Below are 25973 nucleotides of genomic sequence, written 5' to 3'. Positions count from 1 at the left end.
AATTCATTCAATGTTATGGGTATAAACGATTTAATAAACGTGGGAATGGTGATGTTTCACGCACGTGTTCTACACCAGAGATCCATGCAACAGTTCTTTCTAAACCAAGACCAAAACCGCTATGAGGAACGCTACCATAGCGACGTAAATCTAAGTAATAACTATAAGCTTCTGGATCTAATTCGTGTTCATTAATACGTTGTTCTAATAACTCTAAATCATTAATACGTTCAGAACCACCAATAATTTCACCGTAACCTTCAGGTGCGATTAAGTCAGCACATAATACAGTATCTTCATTATCTGGATTTGGTTGCATATAGAACGGTTTAATTTTAGTTGGATAATTTGTAATAAATACAGGTAAATCATAATGGTTTGCGATCGCTGTTTCATGTGGTGCCCCGAAATCTTCGCCCCACTCAATATCATCGAAGCCTTCTTCTTTTAAGAACTTAACAGCATCATCATACGTAATTCTTGGGAATGGTGCTGCTACTTTTTCTAATTTAGATGTGTCACGATCTAACGCTTTAAGCTCTAATTGACAATTTTTTAGAACTGATTGAACAATATGTGCAACATATTGTTCTTGTACTTCTAAGCTTTCTGCGTGTTCAGTAAACGCCATTTCTGGTTCAATCATCCAGAATTCAATTAAATGACGTCTTGTTTTTGATTTTTCAGCACGGAATGTTGGTCCAAATGAAAATACACGTCCATGTGCCATTGCTGCAGCTTCCATATATAATTGACCACTTTGTGATAAGAAGGCATCTTCGTCAAAATATTTTGTATGGAATAATTCACTTGTACCTTCTGGTGCACTTGCTGTTAATATAGGTGGATCAATTTTAGTAAAACCATTTTCATTAAAGAACTCATATGTTGCTCTAATGATTTCATTTCTAATTTTCATGACTGCATGTTGTTTTTTAGAACGTAACCATAGGTGACGATGATCCATTAAGAACTCTGTACCATGGTTCTTTGGTGTGATTGGATAATCATGTGCTTCATGAATGACTTCGATTGATTTAACTTGCATTTCATAACCTAAGTCTGAACGATTATCCTCTGTAATCGTACCTGTAACATATAAAGAAGACTCTTGAGTAATCTCTTTAGATAAGTTAAAAACGTCTTCGTCTACTTCAGATTTAACTACGACACCTTGCATAAATCCAGTTCCATCACGTAATTGTAAAAACGCGATTTTACCACTAGAACGTTTGTTAGTTAACCAAGCACCGATTGTCACTTCTTGGTTAAGATGTTGTTTTGCTTGTTTAATCGTTGTTTTCATAACCAGTCTCCTATTTGTTTATCTTTTTTTCAATACCTGTTTATTTTAACAAAATATGTAGTTAACTTCTAGAACTTGAATTAAAAGTATGTGCATATACTCACGATTTAAATTTGATATGAAATTAAAGAGGTCGGTACAAAAGCGTTTAGGATTTGAGCAGAACCGAACGATGATAAAGAACGACTTCCTTATTCATAGGTTAGTAGTTCTTACAAACTCAATAGTTGAGTTTGTTCATTTGAATTGTTTTCCAAATTTTTCGAATCGTGAGAGTTTGCCCAACTTGCATTGTTTGCAGAAATTGGAATACCAATTTCTCTATGTTGGGTCCCTTCTGCCGAAAATCCTGCTTTTGGGACGCCGTTAATCGGTTTCCCAGAAGCAAAAAACTTAATGTCTCAACCACTTTTATTATTTACTTATATCTTTATCAACTGACTTTTGTATTTGTTTCAATAATTTAGTAAATTGATTCAAATCACCCTTTTTCTGTCGATAATTTTCTAATGTTTGTTCAAAGAAACTTTTATAATTACTATTAACTAAGCGGTCATCAAATGACACAATTAATCCTTTATCATTTTCATGGCGTATTAAACGGCCTAACCCTTGTCTAAATCGGGTAACGGCATCAGGTAATACATAATCTTTGAAAGTAGATTCAAACTCTGAATCCATAAGCCAATATTTTGCATTGTTTTTATTCATAAATGGCAATTTAGCAATCATGACACATTTGATACCATTCGCTTGGAAGTCAAACCCTTCAAAGAACGTAGATGTGCCTAATAAAATAGATTTATCGAAGTGATTAAATTGTTGAACGATTTTGTAATTTTGGTTTTGTTGCTGTGTTAGAATCACATAATCTTCAAATTCTGGTAATTCATTTAACATGTCTTGAACCATATGCATCATTTTATAGCTTGTAAATAATATGAGGCATTTTGATTCAGTACTATTGGTATATTCAATCACATAGTTGACAATGGAAGCGACATAATCATCAATATTTTTATAATTGTATGGGGCTACATCTGAAGGGATAAAAACATTTGTATTTTTTGTGTTTTGAACAGATGTAGTGACCTCGTAAGTATTAAATTGTACATCCTTATTGAACCAGTTTTTAAAGGAATCGAACGAATGATTAAATGTTAATGTACCTGATATAAAGGTTAAAGCATTAAATTTGTCTAAAACCTGTTGTGTTAATATATCTTTAACAGCGTAATCTTTAACAAATAAGCGTATTGTAGACTTCTGACTTAGATTTTTAATAGAAATAAAGCTAGTATGATGATTTTTTAGACTTTGTTCAATTTGTCTAAAGCACTCTTTTAGATATAGTAGCTGTTTACGCATTGTTTTAATAGTCTTATGACTCATACCATTAAAGACTTCTAATGTTTTATTGAGTTTGTTTATTAAAAGATGTAAGTCCTTCAAAATCTGGTCATTTTCAAATTCATAAACATAATGATATTTATGGATATCATCGTCATAAACATCTGAGTTCTGTACGATGTCATAGATATCGTCAAATAATCGTTCATTGAGATCATGTATATCATTAATATTAGATTTCAATCCAAAAACATCGATAGGTGCAATGTCTAGTTTTTCTAAAATACGTTGTTGTTCTAAATGATCGATGGCTTTTAAAAGTTTTTCATTTTCATTTTTACCTATCAAGCCTAACTGATATTTAATATCTGCATAGTTTAACTCATTGGTTACTTGATTAAGTGCATAATCTGGTAATCGATGTGCTTCATCTATAATACAATCATCAAACATTTGATAAATAGAATTTTCAGCATCCGAATGGATTAGATGTGCATGATTGGTGATACCTATTTGGATATTCTGTGCATTACGTTTGAGGTAATTATAGTAATGGATATCATGACGGACCGGCACATAGGTTTCAATCTTCTGATCGAAATACATTTTCTGTCCACCTTTTAAATTCAATTCTTGAATATCACCTGTGTGTGTTTCTGTTATCCATATTAATAATTGCATTTTAAGAATGCTAACCTCGTAATTATTCGTTTCTTCTTTTAAGATTTGGCTAATTAGACCTAAAGAGATATAGTCATTTTTGCTCTTAATTAATGTTGCGTTGACTTTAAAATTAAGTGCTTGATTAAGCGCTGGAATATCTTTTTCTAATAATTGACTTTGTAACAATTTGGTATTAGTTGAAATCATTACATGTCTACCAGTTTCGATATTATACATTAACGCCGCTAATAAATATGCTAATGACTTTCCGCTTCCAAGCGGTGCTTCTATCATCGCTTTTTCACTATGCATGAGTTGTTCTAATATGATTTCTGACAAATAAAGTTGTTGTGGTCGATAGGTTAAACCTAATTGTTTTGTTGCTTTTTTGTATAGTGTTTTTAGCGTTCCATTAAATTCTGTAAATGGTCCTTTTAGATCAACCTGCTTTTTATAGATGATTTGTTCGAATTGGCCATATTGGCTATCTAACGTAGCGTTATCATGTTGGCGCACCATTTCAAACAAAATGTGATATAAATCATATTTTAAGTCCTTACTTAAATAATACAATTGTTTTAAGGTATCTAATGGTAATTGTTCGAACTTTTCAAAAGCTTTTATCATCAAATGTGCTGTTGTGGTCGCATCTTCATCTGCTCTATGTGCATTGTTTAAAGGAATATCATGTGCCTCTGCTAATTCGCTAAGTTGATAGCTTTTATCTGTTGGGAATGCAATTTTAAATAACTCTAACGTATCCATCACACGTTTTGGACGGTATTTGATATTGCAATTTTTAAACGCCTTTTTAATGAAATTCAAATCAAATGCGACATTATGTGCAACAAATACACAATCTTGCAATTGTTGATAGATATCTTGGGCAATCTCTTTGAAATACGGTGCTTGTTCCAGCATTGTCTCTTCTATAGAAGTAAGCGCTTGAATAAACGGTGGTATATCCAAATCAGTTCGAATCATTGAATGATACGTGCCTATTATTTTATTTTGTCGAACGAATGTAATGCCGATTTGGATAATATCATCATAATCAAGTTGATTACCTGTTGTTTCCAAATCAACAACTGCATATGTTGCTATTCCCATAGCTATCTCTCCTAGTTAACTTTGTTATAATTCTATATCTGCACTGATTAACCTTCTAAGTTGCCCTTCATCATCTTTCACCATTAAGAATCCATCATGATCAATATCTATCGCTTCACCAATAAATTGTTTATCATTTTCAGTAAAACGTAATGGTTTATTCCACATATTTGTTGCATCAATATATTCTTCTCTGATCTCTTCAAATGGAACAGTTAAAAATTGTTGATAGCGAGTTTCAATGTTTTGAGTTAAAACATCTAAAAATTCATATCTATTAAAGTCATTTTCAGCATGAATGCGTATACTGGTTGCGCTATGTTGAATCTCTTCATCAAAATCAGATGGATCATGATTCATATTAATACCTATACCACATATAATTGCTTCAATAGCATCATAATTGGCAACCATTTCAGTTAAAAAGCCACACACCTTTTTTCCATCTATGTATATATCGTTTGGCCATTTAATTGTGACATCGTCTTTAGAAAATTGTTGTATTGCATCTCTAATACCTAATGCTATAAATAGATTGAATTTAGGAATCATCGCGTATGGTACATCAGGACGCAAAACTACGGACATCCAAAGTCCTTTTCCTTTAGTAGAACGCCAGTATCTATTAAAACGTCCACGTCCTTTCGTTTGTTCATCGCTTAAAATAATAAATGAATCCTGGTTCCCAACTAGTGCTTGCTTTGCTTTGAGTTGTGTTGAATCAACTGTACTCATAACGTCAACATAGTCAAAAATGTGACGTTGCTCAATAATTGGATTAACAATGCCACTGTACCATTGATCAGGTAATTGTTTTAGTGAATGCCCTTTTTGATTAATCGATTCAATATGACATCCATTCATTTTTAATTGATCAATAACTTTTTTAACTGCTGCTCTTGAAATATTTAATTGATCTGCAATGTATTGACCTGAAATGTATTCAGGTTGATGTTCATATAACATTCTAACGACATCTTGACTATATTTCGACATGATTATCCACCCATTTCATTATTTCATCGTGTGAGTTAATAACTTGTTTTGTTATCACTGCACATTCTATTTGTCGCAAAACATCTTTTACCCAAGGTCCACCCCGTTGATTTAAATATCGCATTAAATCACTACCATTCACTGCAAGTTGTTGTCTTTCATTGATTGGTAATTGATGATAACTTTTCATAATTGTCTGTGGATTGATTATCAATGGATTGGGTGTATCAAAATGATTTTTAGAGAGTAGTGTACTAAGCTCGATTACGGTTAATATATCATTGATATCATAGTCGTATACCATCATTATTAAATCTTTTTTAGTACTAATAGTTGGTAATTGATTAATGATTGTTGTTAGTTGTTTAATATGCGACTTTTCTTTATTACTAATTTTAAGTGGTGATAAAGGTTGTTGTTCATTAAATTTTGAATTAATTAATGCTATCCACGTATCAAAATGTATCGGTTCGTCTATGTTTAATTGATGCATATCAAAATTTTGAAAATAAGGTATATAGTTAAATGCCTTTAATTCATTGAGATGATGATAGCTCATTGCAACATTTTGACCAGAAATTAATTTTTTTAGTTCAACGATGATTCGTTCAATTGATAAATATTTAATATCTTCAATTTGATTTGCCATAGCATTATATGTTTGATGCTCAATTTTGAAATTAAGTTGTGACTGAAACCGCAATCCTCGTAATATGCGTAGTGCATCTTCTTCAAATCGTTCCGTAGGTTGACCGACCGTTCTGATAATGCCATTATTAATATCATCTTCGCCATTAAAATAATCAAATGTTTGATAATCTGTATCCATTGCAATGGCATTAATGGTAAAATCGCGTCGTTGTACATCTTCATATAAATCTCTAACAAAATGCACATCACTAGGTCGGCGATGATCAACATATTCTTCTTCTGCACGAAATGTCGTTACTTCATAATTATCATGGTTGTATACCACATTAATCGTTCCGTGCTCTTTTCCAACAGGAATCGTATGGTCAAAAATTGATTCAATTTCATCTGGCGTAGCACTCGTAGTGATATCTATATCATGGATTGGACGTTGCATTAAGTAATCTCTAACAGAACCACCAACAAAATAAGCTTGATATCCATGTTGTTGAATTTGGTTTAAAATTGGTTTAGCTCTTTCAAATAGTTCATTACTCATGCAAGTCCTCACCTTTATTTAGCATTTTACGATAATAATATTCATATTGATCAGTAATTAGTTCTGAACCAAAACGCTGCTCAATATCTAACAGCATTTGTGACTGAAATTGTTCATAAAGCTTACGATCTTGTAATAGTTTAATGGCATATTGTGTTGCTTGTTCGCTATCTCCTACATCGACAATATAACCTGTTTCACCATGTTTGATAACTTCTTTAATACCGCCGGCGTTTGATCCTATAGGTACGACACCTGTTTTCATTGCTTCTAATAGTGTTAAACCAAAACTTTCTTTTTCGCTTAATAAGAGTACTAAATCTGACAATTGATAAAATGCGCTCACATTATCTTGTTTCCCTAAAAATAGTACATGTTCTTCAACACCTAAATCTCGTGTCTTTTGGCGCATATCGATGAGTTCAGGTCCATCACCCAAAAGAACTAGTTTACTAGGTATTTTTTCATGTACTTTAGCAAATGTTTCGATAATCGTGTCGATACGTTTGACAGATCTAAAATTAGAAACATGTATGAGTACCTTTTCATTAGGCGAAATGCCATAATCTGTTTTAAAGGTTTCATCATGTCGTGTTGGAAATTCATTTTCTCGTACAAAATTATAAATTGGAACTATTTCTTTATCAGTATGAATAATTTCTTTTGTTTGTTCTGCTAAAGAATGACTCACACTTGTAACGATATCACTTTCTTCTATGCCAAATTTAATAGCACCTTTTAACGAATGATCATAGCCGAGTACAGTAATGTCTGTACCATGTAAAGTCGTCATTATTTTAATATTTTTACCTGACATTTGTTTCGCTAAAATACCACAAATTGCATGTGGTACAGCATAGTGCATATGTAGAATGTCTAAATCATATTCTTTAATGACCTCTGAAATTTTTGTACTTAATGTAATGTCATACGGTGGATATTGGAAAACGGCATATTGATTCACTTCGACTTGGTGGAAAATCATATTTGGTAATGGTTTGCGAATTCTAAATGGTATATTGGAAGTGATAAAATGGACTTCATGTCCTCTTTCTGCCATTTTTATGCCTAACTCTGTAGCAATAATGCCTGAACCACCCATGGACGGGTAACATGTAATACCTATTTTCATCAATAACCCATCCTTTCTTTTTTAATTTTAGCGATTTATTTTCTTTCGAATCGATCATGATCTCGAGTATTAAATTTGTCCATTGTTTCATTAAAACTTTCTGTCATATCGATATCTAGAGAATTGGCAATACATAATAATACAAATAAATTATCGCCTAATTCTGCTTTGATTGTATTTTCATCTTCTGTATCTTTCTTTTTCTTTTCACCGTATTGATGATTGATTTCTCTAGACAATTCTCCGACTTCCTCTGTTAGTCTAGCAAGATTAGCTAATGGAGAAAAATAACCTGCTTTAAATTGACTAATATAATCATCTACTTCTTTTTGCATTTGAGTCATTGATTTCAATTAACGTCTCTCCTTTGAATGCATTTCTAATATAGTATATATCAAAATAAAGTGATATGCATTCTTAGTGCAATCAAAGTGAGCGTTTGTTTTAAATAAAAAATGGTTGATATCATCTTCTGGACGATATCAACCATTATGTGTGTCTAAATTTAAGTCTGATAGGATTAATCACTTGATCTAGCGATTAAAATAATACGAGCTAATTCGGCTAATGCTACTGCAGTAGAAGCAACATATGTCATTGCTGCAGCTGATAATACCTTTTTAGCGTGTTTGTACTCTTTCTCATTTACGATATTCAATGCTGTGATTTGTTTCATTGCACGTGAACTGGCGTCGAATTCGACTGGTAACGTCACAATTGAGAATAAAACAGCAAGTGACATTAAACCTGCACCAATCCATAATGCAGTAGATCCGAATGCACTGCCTAATGCAGTTAACACGATACCTAACATAATAACCATATAACTTAGTGAACTACCTAAGTTTGCAACAGGTACCAATGCTGATCTGAATCTTAAGAAAACATAACCTTGTTGGTGTTGTATTGCATGTCCACATTCATGGGCTGCAATAGCTGTACCAGCAACAGAAGGTCTATCGTAGTTTGCAGGAGATAAACAAACAACTTTTTTGTTTGGGTCATAGTGGTCTGTTAAAAAGCCATCACCTTTAACTACATCGACATCGTAAATGCCGTTTGCATGTAAAATCTCTTCAGCTACTTCACGACCAGTTTTACCACTAGTGGATCTAACTTGTGAGTATTTTTCATAATTAGATTTAACTTTATGTTGTGCCCACATAGGGATGACCATTAATATTACAAAATAAATAATCATTGATATTAAAGACAATAAACTCACTCTCCTTTAATTATATTCTACTGTCAAAATGTACTTTAATCAAATGATTTAACTTTAATGATACGTTCTAAATATAAATATAAAAATAGTGAAATGATACTTAGACAAATAGATAATACTCCAATTTCTACAACATGGGAAGCAATAAACTTATAATAAGGAAATTGCATTTTTACGTAATCGATATAATCGTTCACTAACACCCAAATGAATGAGACGATAAAGCCTATTATCGTAATTTTAAAACGAGGATAAAAGTAAAAGGCTTGAAGCGCCATAATTCCATGAGATAACAAGAGCATAAGTCCATTTATAGTTATTTCACCATCAATCATAAACATGATAATGTTCATAATCACTGCCCATACACCATATTTTACGAGTGTGACAAAGGCAAGCGCTTCGATGATCGATGATGAGCGATTGAATAATAATAATCCAATCACAATTGATAAAAATAATGAAGCGGTTGGACTATCTGGCACAAATGGTAAAAAATAAGTTGGAGTGATATAGAGTTGACCGCTATACCAATCGTAGCCATAAATTGTCCCTAATACATTGCATATAAGTAAAAAAATTAAAAATGGACGATAATAGAGTGAAACTTCCCAATATTGTTTAATTGTCATGGTTATAGTCTCCGTTATCGTTTTTAATTTGTTTAGTCTTTAGAACGTTCAGAATTTGTGTTAATTGATAGAACCGTTCTTGTTCTTTCATTTGAAGACTTAAATCAATATTATCTTGCAATCGCTCGATTAATGTTGCTTGTTTACGTTCATTCATCGAAATGGCATATAAATCTTGTACATATGATGAATAATTCGGTGAATGAATTAATTGTGCAAGTATTAAATCATCTAAGCGGCTTTCACGCTGTTGTTTAGGTGAAAAATGTAATTGTATGTCAAATGAAAGGTCGTTATTAGCTATCAATTCGAAAATTGCATTCGTATTAACAAGTTGTTGATGTTCGTCATTAAATTGAATTGCAGAAGCATGTGAATCTACTTCTGCAATCTGTAAAGTTTGATGATATTTGATGCTTTCATCAACAAAATGAATATATTGTAACTTTCTAGGACTCGCCTTCAAATAATTCAATACCCAAACTGAAATGCGAGATTTAAATTCATAATGAAATAAAAGATATTCGATAAAGCTTTGTTTCATTTTAGTTAGGGAGTTATTCATTTATTAGTCACCCTTTTAAGACTGTAATCGCATAGCTTCATCGTGCCATGTTTCATTGCTTGGATCCATTTCTAATAATTGGTCTAAGATTGATTTAGCTTGATCTTTTTGACCAATTTCTAATAAATAGAAGTAGTAGTCACTTAAGAATTCAGATTGTGATTTAAGTGTAGGATAAGCCAGTTCGAAGAAATGTTGTGCTTCTTTGTCTCGTTCCTCTTGTGCATAAGCATAGGCTAAATGCCACATAAATACAGGATCTAGGTCTTCTTCATCTACATAAGTTAATAATTCAATAATAGCTTCGTAGTCCTCTTCACTTCTATATAAATCACTTAAAATAAGTAATGGTTCATGATAAGCATTGTCTACTTCTAATGCTTGTTTTAATAAAGTAACACCTTCATTAGCATCGCCATGTTCAATCTCTAAACTACCAGTTGAAACCATTAGTTCTTTATAAAATTGACTCAGTCGTAATCCCTCTTTACCAATTTCAATGGCATCAGGATAATTCTTCTCATTTTCGTACAATGATTGTAGGTAGAAGTACCCTTGTAAGAAATCAGGATCTTTAGATAATAATGACTTCATAATCTTAATAGCTTCTTGAGTTATATCATTTTTTTCATATGCAATTGCTTTTTTGAAATAATCTTCCGAATTCATCTCAGTTTCATTAATTTCATCATATAAACGAATCGCATCGCTATAGTTCCCACTTTGTAAACTACAATCTGCTTGTCGTGAGAACAGATTGATACCATTGACTTCATATTCACCTGTTTCAAGTACAGTCTCATATTCAGTAGTTGCACGCAGATATTGCCCATCAAAATAAAGTAATTCTGCTAATGCAAAATGTAAAATAGGATCGTTTGGTTCTAATTGAATGGCTGCTTGTATCTTATCGATTGCTACTTCAAGCATGTTTATTTGTTGATATAAGTCTGCTTCAAGCATTAGTTTTTCAGTAGATGCTTCAACTTGACTTAAATATTCTAACGCTTCATCAGTTTGATTCTCTGACATTAATCCTTCAATAAAGTAAATGAGTAATTCACTTTCATCTGGATATCTATGGTATAACGTTCTGAAAACTTCTAAACCTTGAGGTGTTAAGCCAAAATTATATAGCGTTTCACCTAATATGAATAATGCGTCATCGTTATTAGAACTAAGCACTTCATTCACACGTGTATCTAAATTTGTTAGTTTTTGTAAATTGATATCGTCTATTAATTTGTAGATATCTTCCATTACTATTTTCCCTCATTTTCTAAAAGCTTTAGTTTTGGTAAGAAGCCTGGAAATGAAACATTGACAGCATCAAATTGTTCAATCGTTAAAGGTTCAGAACTTAGTAAAGATGCAATAGCTAACATCATTCCGATACGGTGGTCGGTTTGACTATCTACTGTCACACTTGTTTTAAATTCTGACGGATGAATAATAAGTCCATCATTTGTAGGTTGTAATTCGAAACCTAATTGATTTAGCATGTCTGCTGTTGTATCGATACGATTGGTTTCTTTAACCTTTAACTCTTCAGCATCTTTAATAACGCTTGTACCAGATGCTTGTGTACATAATAATGCAATCACTGGTAATTCATCTATGGCTCTTGGTACTAGTTCTCCATGAATTTGTATTGGCTTTAAATTAGGTGTGTATTGAACTCTAATAGATGCTGTTGGTTCAGCCTCTTCAGTCACATTAGTTAATTCGATACGACCACCCATTTGTTGAACGATATCTATGATACCGGAACGCGTTGGGTTAATGCCAACATTATGAATTGTAACATCACTTCCAGGAGTTATTAAGGCTGCAACGATGAAAAAGGCTGCTGAAGAAATATCTCCAGGTACATGGAAGTCATGTGGTTTAATATGTTGTACTGCTAATGGCTCTGTGACAATCGTTTTACCATTTACAGTAATAGGGATATTAAAATGATTAAACATCGTTTCAGTATGGTTACGACTCACATCAATTTCAGTAATACTCGAGGATTCATTTGAAAAAATGCTTGCAAATAAAATAGCACTTTTTACTTGAGCGCTTGCTACTTCCATTGTATAAGTCATCCCTTTGATTTCGGAAGGCTTAATAATGAGTGGCGTATAGTTACCCTCTACGCCACAAATATTTGCATTCATTTGCAATAAAGGATTAAGCACTCTATCCATAGGTCTTTTACCAATAGACACATCACCAGATATTACACTTTCAATACCAATGCCGCTTAGTAGACCGGCTAATAAGCGTGTGGTAGTTCCTGAATTACCTGTATAGAGCACTTGGTGCGGTGTTTTAAAATGTTGGTAGCCAGGTGAATCAACAATTAATCTATCTTCTTCTTCGGTAATTGAAACACCTAAAAGTCTAAAAATATTCATTGTTCGTTTACAATCTTCACCAAGTAAAGGTTTGTAAATTTGTGTTTGTCCAGTGGCTAATGATGCGAGCATAATCGCTCGATGTGTCATTGATTTATCCCCTGGGACTTCTATTTCGCCTTTTAAAGGCCCATTAATTTGAATTGTTTCTGCAGTCGACATCATTTATTCACCTACTTAATTTTTGATTGAAGTTCTTTAAATGCAGCTAGATGTGTAGATTGATCAACATGTTGAACGACTGCATTACCTAAAGATTTTAACAATACCATCTGAATGCCATCTTGATTGTTCTTTTTGTCTAAAAGCATATATTGATAAATGTCATCGAATTGAAGCTCTTTAATGATTTGTATTGGATATGCTAAAGCATCTAAATAATTTAAGTAATGATCAATATCGTAGTTAGTTTTTAATACGTGATTCGCCACAATAAACTGATATACAATACCTATCATTACTGCATGTCCATGTGGAATTTTATATTTATATTCTATAGCATGTCCGAAGGTATGTCCTAAGTTTAAAAATTTACGAACACCTTGCTCTTTTTCATCATTAATTACTATATTGAGTTTCGTTTCTATCCCTTTATAAATATATGTTTCCATATCATTTAATGAGGCTAATGCGTCTTTATTTGAAAAATGCTGTTCTATCTTTCTAGTATCTGCTTCACCATTGAGCAAAGCATGTTTATATACTTCTGCATAACCACTTTGTACTTCACTATAAGGTAATGTTGGTAAAAAGTCTAAATCATATAAAACTGCACTAGGACGATAAAACGCACCTATCAGATTTTTACCATGTTGCGAATTAATACCTACTTTACCTCCAATGCTTGAATCATGAGCTAAAATAGTCGTAGGTACTTGTATAAATGCAACACCTCTTAATAGACTTGATGCAACAAATCCAGCAAAATCTCCTGTTGCACCACCACCAATAGCTACAATTGACGTATTACGTGTAATTTGATGACTGAGTATGGATTCAATGATGTCATGAAAATATGCAAAAGTCTTTGTTTGCTCACCTGGTGGTATGATTATTTTAGTAGCGTGATTAGCTTGGATCAATTGGTCTAATTTGTCTTTAAACAAACGATAAACAGTATCATCAATGATAAAAAATGATTGATCATATGATTTGTTGATATCATTTAATTGATTGATAGCGCCATGTTCTACAATGATAGGATAGTTGTTGTTTGCGTATGTTGTGTTTAACTTCATATTTAATCACCTGAATTATACGAATTAAAATTCGATATTTAATTGTCTGCGTTCTGCTATTTGTGCTTTAAGTTGGTCGATATGATTGGCTTGAAATTCTTCTAGTAGGGCTTTAGCAAGTTCGAATGCAACGACATGTTCACAAACAACACTTGCTGCTGGCACAGCACAACTATCAGATCTTTCAATAGTTGCTTTGAAATCTTCTTTAGTATTGATATCTACAGAGTTTAAAGGTTTATATAAAGTTGGTATTGGCTTCATTACTCCGTTAACAATAATTGGCATTCCATTAGACATGCCACCTTCAAAACCACCTAAATGATTTGATGCTCTATAGTATCCTTGTGTTTCGTTATACATGATTTCATCTTGAATTTCACTACCTGGTTTCTCGGCAGCTTTGAACCCTTCACCGAAACTCACACCTTTAAATGCATTGATACTTACAACACCTTGAGCAATACGGCCATCTAATTTTCTATCGTAATGAACATAACTACCTATACCTACAGGCATATTTTCAGCCATAACTTGAACGACGCCACCAATAGAGTCGCCTTCTTTTTTAGCTTGATCTATTTTATCCCTCATTTGTTGAGCAATATCATCGTTAATAACACGAACGTCGTTTTTATCTACATTTGATTTAAATGTTTCAACATCATATAAACCTTCGTCTTTGATACCACCAATTTCTACTACACGACTATAGATATGGATATCTAATTGGTCTAATAAGATTTTAGACACAGCTCCAACAGCTACTCGAGCAGCTGTTTCTCTAGCTGATGAACGTTCCAAAACATTGCGTAGATCGCGATGGTTGTACTTCATACCACCAATAAGGTCTGCATGACCTGGTCTAGGTTTAGTAATTGTACGTTTCATATTTTCTCTTTCTTCATCACTTATTGGCTCAACACCCATGATTTTTCTCCAATGTGTAAAGTCATCGTTTGTAACGACAAGTGTGATAGGACTACCTAGGGTATAACCGTTTCTTACACCAGAAACAATTTCAATTGCATCTTTTTCAATCTGCATACGACGTCCTCTACCGTAGCCACCTTGTCTCTTAAACATCTCTTTGTTAATGTCTTCAGCTTTAATCTCTAAATTAGCTGGAACACCTTCAATAATTACCGTTAGTTGTGGGCCATGTGATTCACCAGAGGTTAAATATCTCATCAAAGCACACTCCTTTCCCTTGAGTTCGTTTATAAATTATTATATTGGTTTAATCATATCATAATCAATAAATCAATATAAGTTTAGCAAGTGATCACTATTTTTATTGATTTTAAAAAAATGAATTTCTCATAACTATGATTTAGTATATAAATTTGATAATTGTAGTATTTGAGCTAAAAAATCTCAAAGAAAAAAGTGATGTGTCATGGACACATCACTCTGGATAAAATGAATAACGTTTTATGTTTGATATTATTCGTATAACCAAGCGTCTCTAGGAGATTCGTAACTATTGATTTCTTCTTCTTTGAACCATAAGTTAATTTCTCTTTCTGCTGATTCAACAGAGTCAGAACCGTGGATAATATTTCTACCAACTGTTAAACCTAAATCTCCTCTAATTGAACCAGGAGCAGCCTCAGATGGGTTTGTACTTCCAATAATGTGACGAGATACTGCAACAGCATCTTCACCTTCAACAACCATTGCAAAAACTGGTGCTGAAGTAATGAAAGAGATTAAATTATTGTAGAAAGGTTTTCCTTCATGCTCACCATAATGTTTTTCTGCTAATTCTTGTGGTACTTGCATTAACTTACCGCCTACAAGTTTTAATCCTTTGTTTTCAATTCGAGAAATAATTTCTCCAATTAAATTTCTTTGTACTGCATCTGGTTTAATCATTAAAAATGTACGTTCCACTTGCGTAGTCCCCCTGTAATTTAATGTAACAAGTTTCTAGTGTATGTATAATTTGACTTGTCCGGCTATTAATAACCTAGCTAACTATTATCATACCAATTATTTAAAGCGCTTTCAAGTTGATTTACATTCTCTACACATTTCGAGAGCCCATTTTTTTAATTAACTTTTTAAACAAGTTACGTGCTTGATTATCTTCTAATTCATCAATTAAATTTAGTGCTTTATCTAAGTACTTTTCACTGATATCTTTTGATACTTGAATATTATTTGATTGACGAATGATATTGATACACGCTTCAAATTGTTCTTTATCACTATTTGGATTTAGATCTTCAATCATTTGCTTAAATGTTGAATTATCTCTCATTTCAAGTAGTACTGGTAAAGTAATATGTCCATTCATTAGGTCACTACCTACAGGTTTACCTAGTTTCTTTTCAGTGCTTGTAAAATCGAGAATATCATCAACTATTTGGAAACTCATACCAATGTAATGTCCAATCATTTTTAACTTGCGTATTGTTTTAATATCAGAGCCAGCTGTAATTGCACCAACCTCAGTAGCAAGTTGAATTAAAAGTGCTGTTTTACGATTGATTCGTCGTAGATAGTTGGTCATCGTTTGTTGACTATTGAACTGATCCTGAAATTGAAATAGCTCTCCTCGACAGACATCCACAATAGATTCTGATAAAATTTCATGAACACGTTTGTCTTTAATTTCCGATAAATGTTGTAGTCCTAATGCTAGTAAAAAATTGCCTGTAATAATAGCTGTAGTTTGATCCCATTTTTTAGATATAGTTAAACGGCCTCTACGTTTATCACTTTTATCTATGACATCATCATGAACTAATGTTGCCATATGAATAAGTTCTAATGCGACAGCTACTTTGTAAGTATCTTCAGAAACGCCTTCTTCTTTGCCGAATTGACTACTAAGGATAACAAAAGCTGGTCTTACACGCTTTCCCCCTGAAGATAGTAAATGAAAAGCTGCCTCTTCAAGTACCTTATCTTGACTATGGATAGCTTGTTCAAGACGCTTTTCAACTTTTTTTATTTCATTGTTCATGTTTAACTTTGCCACGTTAATCACCTTTGGTCTGATCATTTTTGTTTATAGCCAAGGTGCATTGCAGCAACGCCACCTGTGAAGCTACGTACTTTAATATTACTAAATCCTGCTTGTTCAAATAGTCGTTTTAATTTTTCTTTACCTGGGAAGTCAAAGGTTGATTGTTGTAACCATTCGTATTCTTCTTTAGATTTTGCGAATAACTTACCAAATATAGGCATTACGAATTTGAAATATAAACGATAAACTTGTTTGAATACTGGTAATGTTGGTTGGCTAGTCTCTAGACAGACAATCATGCCACCTGGTTTAAGCACACGTTCCATCTCTTTTAGTGCACCTAAGTAGTCAGGTACATTTCTTAAACCAAAACCAATTGTTACATAATCAAATGACGCATCATCGAAAGGTAAATTCATTGCATCACCATGGACTAAATGTATGTTGTCCATATGAGCGGTCTTTTCTTTTCCAACTTCTAGCATGTTTTCACTAAAATCTAGTCCAGTCACCTCTCCTTGAGGTCCAACTGCTTTACTTAATGCGATTGTCCAATCGGCAGTACCACAACAAACATCTAAAGCTGTACTACCTTTCTTAACTGACATTTCTTTCATAACACGTTTTCTCCAAACTTTGTGTTGTTCGAAGCTAATGATATTATTTAATCTATCGTATTTTTTTGAAATATTTTGAAATACTGTATGAACTTGCTCTTTTTTAGCGTTATTTTCAGCCATCCTAATTACCTCTTCTTTTATCTAGCGTTTGTTTGATGTCTTTCATTATTTGATCAATACGTTCTTTGTTGTAGTTTTTTAAATATGATGGATAGTAATCATGTACATCGTCATATAAAAATTCATATATACGATTCGCATTTTCTTCATCGCAAAAATGTGACAGCGTAATATATGGGAATAATGTTTCAACTTTAAATATGGCGTTACTAGCTTCATCATCAGTTAAAACATGTTGATGAAGTGATGATTTCAACTCACTTACTTCAACAATAGCTTTACTCATTGCAAGCTGATATGTTGGATCATTGATTTCAGCTAGAATAGTATAAAAATGCGCACTAAGTAGATCACCAACTAAAATTGAATGTTTTGATAATCCACCATTAGATATATCATCTAAATGTTTCATTGAAGTGTCAATTGTGAGGCAAGCTAACTTAGCTTTTTCCGGTAAATCATATGAATCTAATAACTCCCCCAATTTCTCATTGATTTGGATAGATTCATAATCAACAATACCCTTAAGTCTTTGTTTGATATCTATATTTAATTTGCTGACAGTAGTTTCCATGTTCACACCTCACGATATTATCACTATTTATATTAACATTATATATCAAAAAATTAAATGTTAGAGTACCTTCTTCTTTCAAAGAAAGAAGTTAGGTACGCTTATGCAAAAGCAAAGTCTTTTGTAATCCGCAGAATCTCTTCTTCTTTCAAAGAAAGAAGTTAGGTACACTTATGCAAAAGCAAAGTCTTTTGTAATCCGCAGAATCCCTTCTTCTTTCAAAGAAAGAAGTTAGGTACACTTATGCAAAAGCAAAGTCTTTTGTAATCCGCAGAATCCCTTCTTCTTTCAAAGAAAGAAGTTAGGTACGCTTATGCAAAAGCAAAGTCTTTTGTAATCCGCCAAACCCCTTTTTCTTTCAAAGAAAGAAGTTAACTACTGCCTAAATATGAATGTAACTTGAAATATATATTTATGTCCCAGCTGTTTATTAATTTTAGTTATAGCATTATGATGCCGTAATATGTATAAAATTTAATCGTATGTATAGTGGTTTCAATTTAAAAAATAAATTTTAGTAGTTTTAATTAACTAGCTTATATATTCGAAATTCATTATAAAAACAAAAAAGCCCCAGAAGGGCTTTTTTAAGTAAAATTATTTTACTGCATCTTTTAATGCTTTACCAGCTTTGAATGCTGGGACTTTACTTGCAGGAATATCAATTTCTTTACCTGTTTGAGGGTTACGGCCTTTACGAGCAGCACGCTCACGTACTTCAAAATTACCGAAACCGATTAATTGTACCTTTTCACCTTTAGCAAGTGAGTTTTGGATAGATTCGAATACAGCGTCTACTGCTGAACCAGCTTCTTTTTTAGTTAAATCAGCTTGCTCTGCTACTGCATTGATTAAATCAGTTTTATTCATTATGAATTCACCTCCTGAGGTTTGATAATGATATCTTTATATCATTATGGTATGACTTTAACACACTGATTACTGTCATCGCAACGATTTATATATTAAAAACGTTGAAATAAAGCGAATAGAATTAATTTTTTTGAAAATCTCATAAATTATGTGTTAAATTACACTATTTATTCAGATTTTTTGTCTCGACCCATTAATTCTTTAATACTTTCTTTAACGGGTACATCTTCAAATAACACTTTATATAGCGCAGTTGTTATGGGCATTTCAACATTAACTTCTTGTGCTAAATAGTATACTGATTTTGTTGTATAGATACCTTCAACTACCATTTTCATTTCTTCAAGTGCTTCATCAGTTGTTTTGCCTTGGCCTAATTTATAACCTAATGTAAAGTTACGTGAATGAGTTGATGTACAAGTTACAATTAAATCGCCAATTCCACCTAATCCTAGGAATGTCATTGGATCTGCACCTAATTTTTCACCTAAACGACTAATTTCGGCTAAACCGCGTGTCATTAGTGCTGCCTTAGCATTATCACCAAAGCCCATTCCTGCTACAATACCACTGGCTACGGCAATGATATTTTTTAATGCCCCACCGAGTTCAACACCAACAAGGTCATTGTTAGTATAAACACGTAAATAGTCATTCATAAATAAATCTTGTATTAATTGACTTACTTTTTCATCTTTTGAAGAGGCAGCAACTGTTGTTGGTTGTTTGATAACCACTTCTTCTGCATGGCTTGGGCCTGATAATACACCAATACCTGCATTATGTTCCGGAGAAATAGAATCTTCTAACATTTCAGAAACGCGTTTGAAAGTACCGTTTTCAATACCTTTTGCTACATGTATAAATGTTTTTTTAGAAGTTAATAAAGCATCAATTTGTGTTGCTACTTCTCTCATCGCTTTTGTAGGTAAAGCCATCAGATAGATATCTGCAAAAGCAACGCCTTCACTTAAATCCGTTGTAGCTTTGATAGTTGGCTCAAGCTTTGCTTCTTTTAAATAGTTTTTATTCATATGATGTGTATTTAATTCATCAACATTTTCACTATTTTTACCCCACATTAATACGTCATGTCCGTTTTGTGCTAAAACATTTGCTAAAGCAGTACCAAAACTTCCCATACCAAATACTGATATTTTAGTCATATTAATATTCCCCTCCGTTTATTAGTTTCTTTTTCTTGGAATGATATGAACAGGTGTACCTTCAAATCCAAATGCATGTCTGATTTGATTTTCTAAATATCGTTTATAAGAGAAATGCATTAATTCAACATCATTTACGAATACTACGAATGTAGGTGGTTCGATAGCCACTTGTGTTGAATAAAAGACATTTAATCTTCTACCTTTATCTGTTGGTGTAGGATTCATAGAAATAGCATCAGTAATAACTTCATTTAAAGTAGAACTTTGAACACGTTTTTTGTGATTTTCACTTGCTTCTTTAATATATGGGAATAGTGTTTTAAGTCTTAATTGTTCTTTAGCTGAAACAAAAGCAATTTGTGCGTAATCTAAGAATTGAAATTCTTTTCTCACATCTTCAGTAAATTTCTTCATTGTTTTGCTATCTTTTTCGACGGTATCCCATTTATTTACTACGATTACAATCGCTTTACCTTCTTCATGTGCATATCCTGCAACACGTTTATCTTGTTCGATAATACCTTGTTCTGCATCGATAACAACTAAAACGACATTTGAACGTTCAATCGCTTTTAATGCTCTAAGTACAGAATACTTTTCAGTTGATTCATAAACTTTACCCTTTTTACGCATTCCAGCTGTGTCGATTAAAACGTAATCTTGTCCATCATATGAATATTCTGTATCTACTGCATCTCTAGTAGTACCTGCTACATTCGATACGATAACACGTTCTTCTCCTAAAATAGCATTAACCAAACTAGATTTACCAACATTTGGTCGTCCTATAATTGATAAACGAATTGTGTCGTCATCATAGGGATCTTCTTCCTCATCACCAAAGTTTTCAACGACGGCATCTAATAAATCACCTAAACCTAGGCCATGTGATCCAGAGATAGGATAAGGTTCGCCGAAACCTAATGAATAGAAATCATAAATATCATTACGCATTTCTACGTTATCAACTTTGTTTACTGCAAGGACAACAGGTTTTTTACTTTTATAAAGCATTTGAGCAACCATTTCATCACTTTGAGTCAATCCTTCTCTAACATTGACCATAAATACAATGACATCTGCTTCTTCAATTGCTATTTCTGCTTGTGCTCTTATTTGTGTTTGGAATGGTGCATCTCCAATTTCAATACCACCTGTGTCAATAATATTGAATTCATGCGTTAACCATTCACCTGATGAATAGATTCGGTCTCTGGTTACACCAGGTGTGTCTTCCACGATGGATACACGTTCGCCGACTACTCTATTAAAAATTGTAGATTTACCTACGTTAGGCTTTCCTACAATTGCAACTATAGGTTTAGTCATTTGTTAACTTCCTCTCTTTCTTAATCTCTATAATTTTATCACATGCAAGCACCGATTCAAAATACGATTATAATAAACAAGGTAATATATTGACTTTAAATTGTCATACATAAAAAACACTCCAATTAAAGTTTAACCTCTAATTGGAGTGTATCTTCATAGCATATTTAACTATTAAAATTTAAGATCTTTAAATTTATCACCGAAGACATCACCTAAAGTAGGATTATCTTCATCAGTGTCATTATTTAAATAAGATTGAGTTGTAGAAGCATCACTTTCAACAACGTCTTCATTTGGTAATGTTGCTTTAATTGATAAAGAAACACGTTCGTTTTCTTCGTCAATGCCTAAGATTTTAACACTTACTTGTTGACCAGGTTCTAATACTTCACCTGGAGTACCAATGTGTTTATGATCAATTTCAGAAATGTGAACTAATCCTTGAACGCCTGGAGCAATTTCAACAAATGCACCGAAGTTAGCTAATCTTACAACTGTACCTTCAATAACATCATTTTCATGGAATTGACCTTTAATTTGAGCAAAAGGTGTTGGTAACGTATCTTTGATTGATAATGAAATACGTTCTGTATCTTTTTCTACTGATTTAACTTTAACATTTACTTTATCTCCAACAGAAACGACTTCTTCAGGAGATTGTACGTGTTGATGTGATAATTCAGAAACGTGAACTAATCCATCTACGCCTCCAATGTCAACAAATGCACCAAAGTTTGTTAAACGTGCTACTGTACCTTCAATAACATCACCGGCATTCAGTGAGTCTAGTAATGAAGCTTTTTTAACTTCATTTTCAGCTTGTTCTACAGCTTTACGGCTTAAAATAACACGATTATTTTCTGGATCTAACTCTTCCACTTTAATTTTAATTGTTTGACCTTCGAAATCAGAGAAGTCTTCAATAAAGTCTGTAGAAATGAGTGATGCTGGAACAAATCCGCGTTGACCAACGTCTACTACTAATCCACCTTTAACAACTTCTGTGACTTTCGCTTCAATCACTTCATTGTTATCAAGTTTTTCTTGTAAATAATCATAAGATTGTTCAGTTTCAAGTTGTCTTTTTGATAAAATATAAGCGCCTGAATCATTTTCTTCATCAAATTCAATTTTCGTTACGTAGGCTTCGATTTCGTCGCCTTCTTTAACTACTTCATTAGGTTTTTCAATATGATGTGTGGATAATTGGCTAATAGGGATTATACCATTGTATTTTCCACCATTAATATGCACAACAACTTGTTTATCTTCAACTTGTTGTACCTCTCCAGTGACTTTGTCACCTTCTTTAATATCATTAATCATTGATTCGTTGAATTCTTCAGTCATCTTGTCTGCCTCCTTATACACTACATAATTATAACATCTTACAAACTGACAGAATTGTCAAGAAATTCCCCTTTTACACTTTAAGAAAAAGAATGATAATTTATTAAAGTTTCTCTTTAAGTACGTTAGGTTTCAATTTTTATTCAAAATTAAGAGGTAAAGATGCATATTTATAGTATATATGATTATTATTTCAGTTTGAAATAACTCATGTTTATTATAAATCACAATAAAAGCTATATAAACGTTTCTGCTTAAGTCGTTTATATAGCTTCTTAATTGATTATTTTATTTGATTAACCATGTCTAAAATTTCATTTGTAACTGTTTCAATTGATTTACCTGTTGTATCTAATGTGATAGCATCATCTGCTTTTCTTAGAGGTGAAATTTCTCTGTTCATATCATATTGATCACGTTTCTCAATCTCAATTTTAAGTTGCTCTAAATTAGATTCAATACCTCGAAGTTCATTTTCTTTTTGACGACGTTCTGCACGTTCTTCAACAGAGGCAATCATATAAACTTTTAGTTCAGCATTTGGAAGTACTACTGTACCAATATCTCTACCGTCCATAACAATGCCTTTTTGAGCTGCTAAATCCTTTTGTTTTTTAACTGCAAATGATCTAACTGGTTCTTTAGAGGCAACATATGAAACATTGTTTGTAACATCATTTTCTCTTAAATAATCAGTGACATCTTCGTTATCTAGTATTACGCGTTGGCCTTTTGTTTCGTCATAAGTTAATTCTAGTGTTGTATCTTTGATTAATGCTTCGAAGTCTTCAGTTTGATTTGTACGTAAATATTTATATGTGATTGCTCTATACATCGCACCAGTATCTACATAAATCATTGATAGTTGGCTAGCAACCTGTTTTGCAATTGTACTTTTACCTGCAGCTGCAGGGCCATCTAAAGCAATATTAATTAAACTCATTATCGAAATACCTACCTTGTTGTTTGATGAATAATATTTTATCATAAATATGTATTTTATTAATAGGAGGAAAACTATGAAACGTCTACTTGTTATACATACAGGTGGCACTATTAGCATGTCACAAGATAGTTCCAATCGAGTCATTACAAATAAAGAAAATCCAATTTCTCAACATCAGGATATCATCAAACAATACGCACAAGTAGATGAAATACATCCTATGAATGTCCCTTCTCCTCATATGTCTATTCAACATGTTAAAGAACTAAGGGATATTATCGTTAATGCAAATCTAAATAATGAAAATACTTATGATGGTTTTGTAATTACACATGGTACAGATACACTTGAAGAAACAGCCTATTTATTAGATTTATTATTAGATATCGAAGAACCTGTAGTGATTACTGGCGCTATGCGTTCATCAAATGAAATTGGTTCAGACGGATTGTACAATTTTATTTCTGCTATAAGAGTGGCTTCATCTAACAATTCATATCATATGGGTGTCATGGTTGTTTTTAATGATGAAATTCATACAGCGCGTAATGTAACTAAAACACATACATCTAATACGAATACTTTTCAAAGTCCGAATCATGGTCCGTTAGGTGTATTAACAAAGGATAATGTGCAATATCATCACCATCCGTTGCATCATACAAGCTATAAAATGATTAATCCAAAGTTAAATGTACCATTAGTAAAATCATACATGGATATGCAGAGTGACTTATTGCATTTTTATGCTGAGAGCGATATTGATGGTTTAATTATAGAAGCTATGGGACAAGGTAATTTGCCACCTACTTGTTTAGAAGGCTTATATGCTTGTATTGATAAACAAATTCCAATTGTCATCGTATCTCGTTCATTTAACGGTATTGTCAGTCCAGTTTATGCATATGAAGGCGGCGGTTATCAACTGGCTGAAAAAGGATTGATATTTTCAAATGGATTAAATGGTCCTAAAGCAAGACTAAAATTACTTGTAAGTTTAAGTAATGAATTGAATCGCGAACAAATCAAACGATATTTTGAAGAATAAACAAGAATTTAAAGAGGCGTAGAAGGAATGATATTTAAACCTTCTACGCCATATTTATTATGATTCAAGTGGCGTTTGCTTTTTAGTAAGAATACTTTGGGTAATCAAGCCACCATGATATTTACCATTTTCAATAAAGATTGTATTAGCATCATTACCAGCAGCAATGACACCAGCAATATAACAATTTTCTACATTTGTTTCGTATGTCTCACGATTATAAACTGGTGCAGTACCATATTCATTTGTATTAATTTCAATACCGATTGATTCTAAGAATTCATAATTTGGATGATAACCAATCATTGCAAAGACATAGTCATTCGGAATTGTAATTGTCTTACCATCTTTTTCGTATGTAACATTATCTTCAGTGATTTGAGTTACATTCGCATTAAATTCCATTGTAATTTTTTCATGATTAACTAAGGATTCAAAATTGGGTAAAATCCATGGTTTAATGGCTTTAGGATAACGATCACCACGATAAATCACTGTAACATTTGCGCCAGCTTTTTCTAATTCTAAAGCGGCATCTACTGCAGAGTTTTTACCACCTATTACGACAACGTTTTGGTCGAAGTACGGATGTGCTTCTTTGAAATAATGAAATACTTTAGATAATTCAGCACCTTCAACTTCTAATGTATTATGTTGACCATAATAACCAGTGGCAACTGTTAAAAACTTACATTCGTATACATCTTTAGTAGTCGTAATTGTAAAACGATTATTCATCTTCTTAACTGTTAAAACTTCTTCAAATGCATGGATATTTAATTGATGATGTTTAACAACTTCTCGATAATATACAAGGGCTTGATTTCGACGTGGTTTACTTTCTTCCACGATAAATGGAATATCACCAATTGATAATTTATCACTAGATGAGAAGAAAGTTTGATGTGTTGGATAATTATAGATAGATTCTACAACATTACCTTTTTCTATTACTAATGTTTCAATACCTTTTTTCTTTTGTTCAATGGCTGCACTTAAGCCACAAGGTCCTCCACCAATGATGATACTTTCTATTTTTTGCATGTAAAACGGCCTCCTTTAATCACCAAATTATTATATCAGTTATATCCTATTTTCGCGAAGTCCTTGTTTTAGAAAAGTTTAAATTATTTATGACTTTTTTGAGTATTCGTCT

24 protein-coding genes are annotated in these 25973 nt (G+C 32.6%); 1 reads left to right on the top strand and 23 read right to left on the bottom strand.

The genetic code is table 11. The features are described 5' to 3' along the window. Positions 1 to 13 precede the first annotated feature (13 nt). From asnS to cmk, 22 genes are all read right to left on the bottom strand, one after another. Positions 14 to 1306 carry an asparagine--tRNA ligase gene (asnS, locus tag LPC11_RS06740; protein WP_019235913.1) on the bottom strand — a complete coding sequence of 431 codons (1293 nt, stop codon included), beginning with the start codon at positions 1304 to 1306 and terminating at the stop codon, positions 14 to 16. A 414-nt stretch (positions 1307 to 1720) separates the two neighbouring features. Further along, the gene (locus tag LPC11_RS06735; RefSeq protein ID WP_023372525.1) at positions 1721 to 4429 is read right to left on the bottom strand and encodes a helicase C-terminal domain-containing protein; all 2709 of its coding nucleotides are present in this window, start codon (positions 4427 to 4429) and stop codon (positions 1721 to 1723) included. A gap of 24 nt (positions 4430 to 4453) precedes the next feature. After that, positions 4454 to 5425, bottom strand: a complete 972-nt coding sequence (locus tag LPC11_RS06730) for a biotin--[acetyl-CoA-carboxylase] ligase (RefSeq protein WP_023372527.1) — start codon at positions 5423 to 5425, stop codon at positions 4454 to 4456. Continuing rightward, positions 5412 to 6614 (bottom strand): CCA tRNA nucleotidyltransferase, encoded by a 1203-nt coding sequence (locus LPC11_RS06725; RefSeq protein ID WP_023372529.1) that lies wholly within the window; start codon positions 6612 to 6614, stop codon positions 5412 to 5414. The genes LPC11_RS06730 and LPC11_RS06725 overlap by 14 nt, the downstream gene beginning before the upstream one ends. Next, positions 6607 to 7746 carry an N-acetyl-alpha-D-glucosaminyl L-malate synthase BshA gene (bshA, locus tag LPC11_RS06720; protein WP_023372531.1) on the bottom strand — a complete coding sequence of 380 codons (1140 nt, stop codon included), beginning with the start codon at positions 7744 to 7746 and terminating at the stop codon, positions 6607 to 6609. Before bshA ends, LPC11_RS06725 begins: the two co-directional genes overlap by 8 nt. A gap of 35 nt (positions 7747 to 7781) precedes the next feature. Then, positions 7782 to 8099: a nucleotide pyrophosphohydrolase gene (locus LPC11_RS06715; RefSeq protein ID WP_041613554.1), complete on the bottom strand. Its 318-nt coding sequence runs from the start codon at positions 8097 to 8099 to the stop codon at positions 7782 to 7784. Between the two features lie 167 nt (positions 8100 to 8266). Then, a complete protein-coding gene (locus LPC11_RS06710; RefSeq protein WP_002451145.1) occupies positions 8267 to 8962 on the bottom strand; it encodes a zinc metallopeptidase in 696 nt (231 codons plus the stop codon). A 44-nt stretch (positions 8963 to 9006) separates the two neighbouring features. After that, entirely contained in the window at positions 9007 to 9603 is a 597-nt protein-coding gene (locus LPC11_RS06705) for a DUF1405 domain-containing protein (protein ID WP_023372537.1), read from the bottom strand. Next, the gene (locus tag LPC11_RS06700; RefSeq protein WP_023372539.1) at positions 9593 to 10168 is read right to left on the bottom strand and encodes a YpiB family protein; all 576 of its coding nucleotides are present in this window, start codon (positions 10166 to 10168) and stop codon (positions 9593 to 9595) included. The genes LPC11_RS06705 and LPC11_RS06700 overlap by 11 nt, the downstream gene beginning before the upstream one ends. A 15-nt stretch (positions 10169 to 10183) precedes the next feature. Then, positions 10184 to 11428, bottom strand: coding sequence for a tetratricopeptide repeat protein (locus tag LPC11_RS06695; RefSeq protein WP_023372541.1), 1245 nt, complete (start codon positions 11426 to 11428; stop codon positions 10184 to 10186). Between the two features lie 2 nt (positions 11429 to 11430). Continuing rightward, on the bottom strand, positions 11431 to 12732 hold the full coding sequence (aroA, locus tag LPC11_RS06690) for a 3-phosphoshikimate 1-carboxyvinyltransferase (protein WP_231307188.1): 1302 nt from the start codon (positions 12730 to 12732) through the stop codon (positions 11431 to 11433). Between the two features lie 11 nt (positions 12733 to 12743). Beyond that, a complete protein-coding gene (gene aroB / locus LPC11_RS06685; protein WP_023372545.1) occupies positions 12744 to 13808 on the bottom strand; it encodes a 3-dehydroquinate synthase in 1065 nt (354 codons plus the stop codon). A 24-nt stretch (positions 13809 to 13832) separates the two neighbouring features. Beyond that, positions 13833 to 14999, bottom strand: coding sequence for a chorismate synthase (aroC, locus tag LPC11_RS06680; RefSeq protein ID WP_023372547.1), 1167 nt, complete (start codon positions 14997 to 14999; stop codon positions 13833 to 13835). 255 nt (positions 15000 to 15254) lie between these two features. Beyond that, positions 15255 to 15704, bottom strand: a complete 450-nt coding sequence (ndk, locus tag LPC11_RS06675) for a nucleoside-diphosphate kinase (RefSeq protein WP_041613555.1) — start codon at positions 15702 to 15704, stop codon at positions 15255 to 15257. Positions 15705 to 15837: 133 nt separating this feature from the next. After that, complete coding sequence (locus LPC11_RS06670) at positions 15838 to 16797, bottom strand: polyprenyl synthetase family protein (RefSeq protein WP_041614013.1); 960 nt, start codon at positions 16795 to 16797, stop codon at positions 15838 to 15840. A 20-nt stretch (positions 16798 to 16817) separates the two neighbouring features. After that, the gene (locus LPC11_RS06665) at positions 16818 to 17525 is read right to left on the bottom strand and encodes a demethylmenaquinone methyltransferase (RefSeq protein WP_002465741.1); all 708 of its coding nucleotides are present in this window, start codon (positions 17523 to 17525) and stop codon (positions 16818 to 16820) included. A gap of 1 nt (position 17526) precedes the next feature. Next, positions 17527 to 18099, bottom strand: coding sequence for a hypothetical protein (locus LPC11_RS06660; protein WP_023372555.1), 573 nt, complete (start codon positions 18097 to 18099; stop codon positions 17527 to 17529). 597 nt (positions 18100 to 18696) lie between these two features. Beyond that, positions 18697 to 18969 (bottom strand): HU family DNA-binding protein, encoded by a 273-nt coding sequence (locus LPC11_RS06655; protein ID WP_001043863.1) that lies wholly within the window; start codon positions 18967 to 18969, stop codon positions 18697 to 18699. Positions 18970 to 19139: 170 nt separating this feature from the next. Continuing rightward, a complete protein-coding gene (locus tag LPC11_RS06650) occupies positions 19140 to 20138 on the bottom strand; it encodes an NAD(P)H-dependent glycerol-3-phosphate dehydrogenase (RefSeq protein ID WP_114599435.1) in 999 nt (332 codons plus the stop codon). A 21-nt stretch (positions 20139 to 20159) separates the two neighbouring features. Beyond that, positions 20160 to 21470, bottom strand: coding sequence for a ribosome biogenesis GTPase Der (gene der / locus LPC11_RS06645; protein ID WP_023372559.1), 1311 nt, complete (start codon positions 21468 to 21470; stop codon positions 20160 to 20162). Positions 21471 to 21644: 174 nt separating this feature from the next. After that, positions 21645 to 22823, bottom strand: a complete 1179-nt coding sequence (rpsA, locus tag LPC11_RS06640) for a 30S ribosomal protein S1 (protein ID WP_002465798.1) — start codon at positions 22821 to 22823, stop codon at positions 21645 to 21647. A 283-nt stretch (positions 22824 to 23106) separates the two neighbouring features. After that, entirely contained in the window at positions 23107 to 23766 is a 660-nt protein-coding gene (gene cmk, locus LPC11_RS06635; RefSeq protein WP_023372561.1) for a (d)CMP kinase, read from the bottom strand. Between the two features lie 76 nt (positions 23767 to 23842). Between cmk and LPC11_RS06630 the strand changes: the two genes are divergently transcribed. After that, complete coding sequence (locus LPC11_RS06630; RefSeq protein ID WP_023372563.1) at positions 23843 to 24817, top strand: asparaginase; 975 nt, start codon at positions 23843 to 23845, stop codon at positions 24815 to 24817. Between the two features lie 57 nt (positions 24818 to 24874). Here LPC11_RS06630 and ypdA read toward each other — a convergent pair whose 3' ends face one another. Then, positions 24875 to 25861 (bottom strand): bacillithiol disulfide reductase YpdA, encoded by a 987-nt coding sequence (gene ypdA / locus LPC11_RS06625; RefSeq protein WP_023372566.1) that lies wholly within the window; start codon positions 25859 to 25861, stop codon positions 24875 to 24877. Positions 25862 to 25973: the final 112 nt, after the last annotated feature.

The organism is Staphylococcus sp. HL28 (assembly GCF_021117155.1).
Taxonomy (GTDB): Bacteria; Bacillota; Bacilli; order Staphylococcales; family Staphylococcaceae; genus Staphylococcus; species Staphylococcus warneri.
This window is presented reverse-complemented; position numbering and strand designations above follow the sequence as displayed.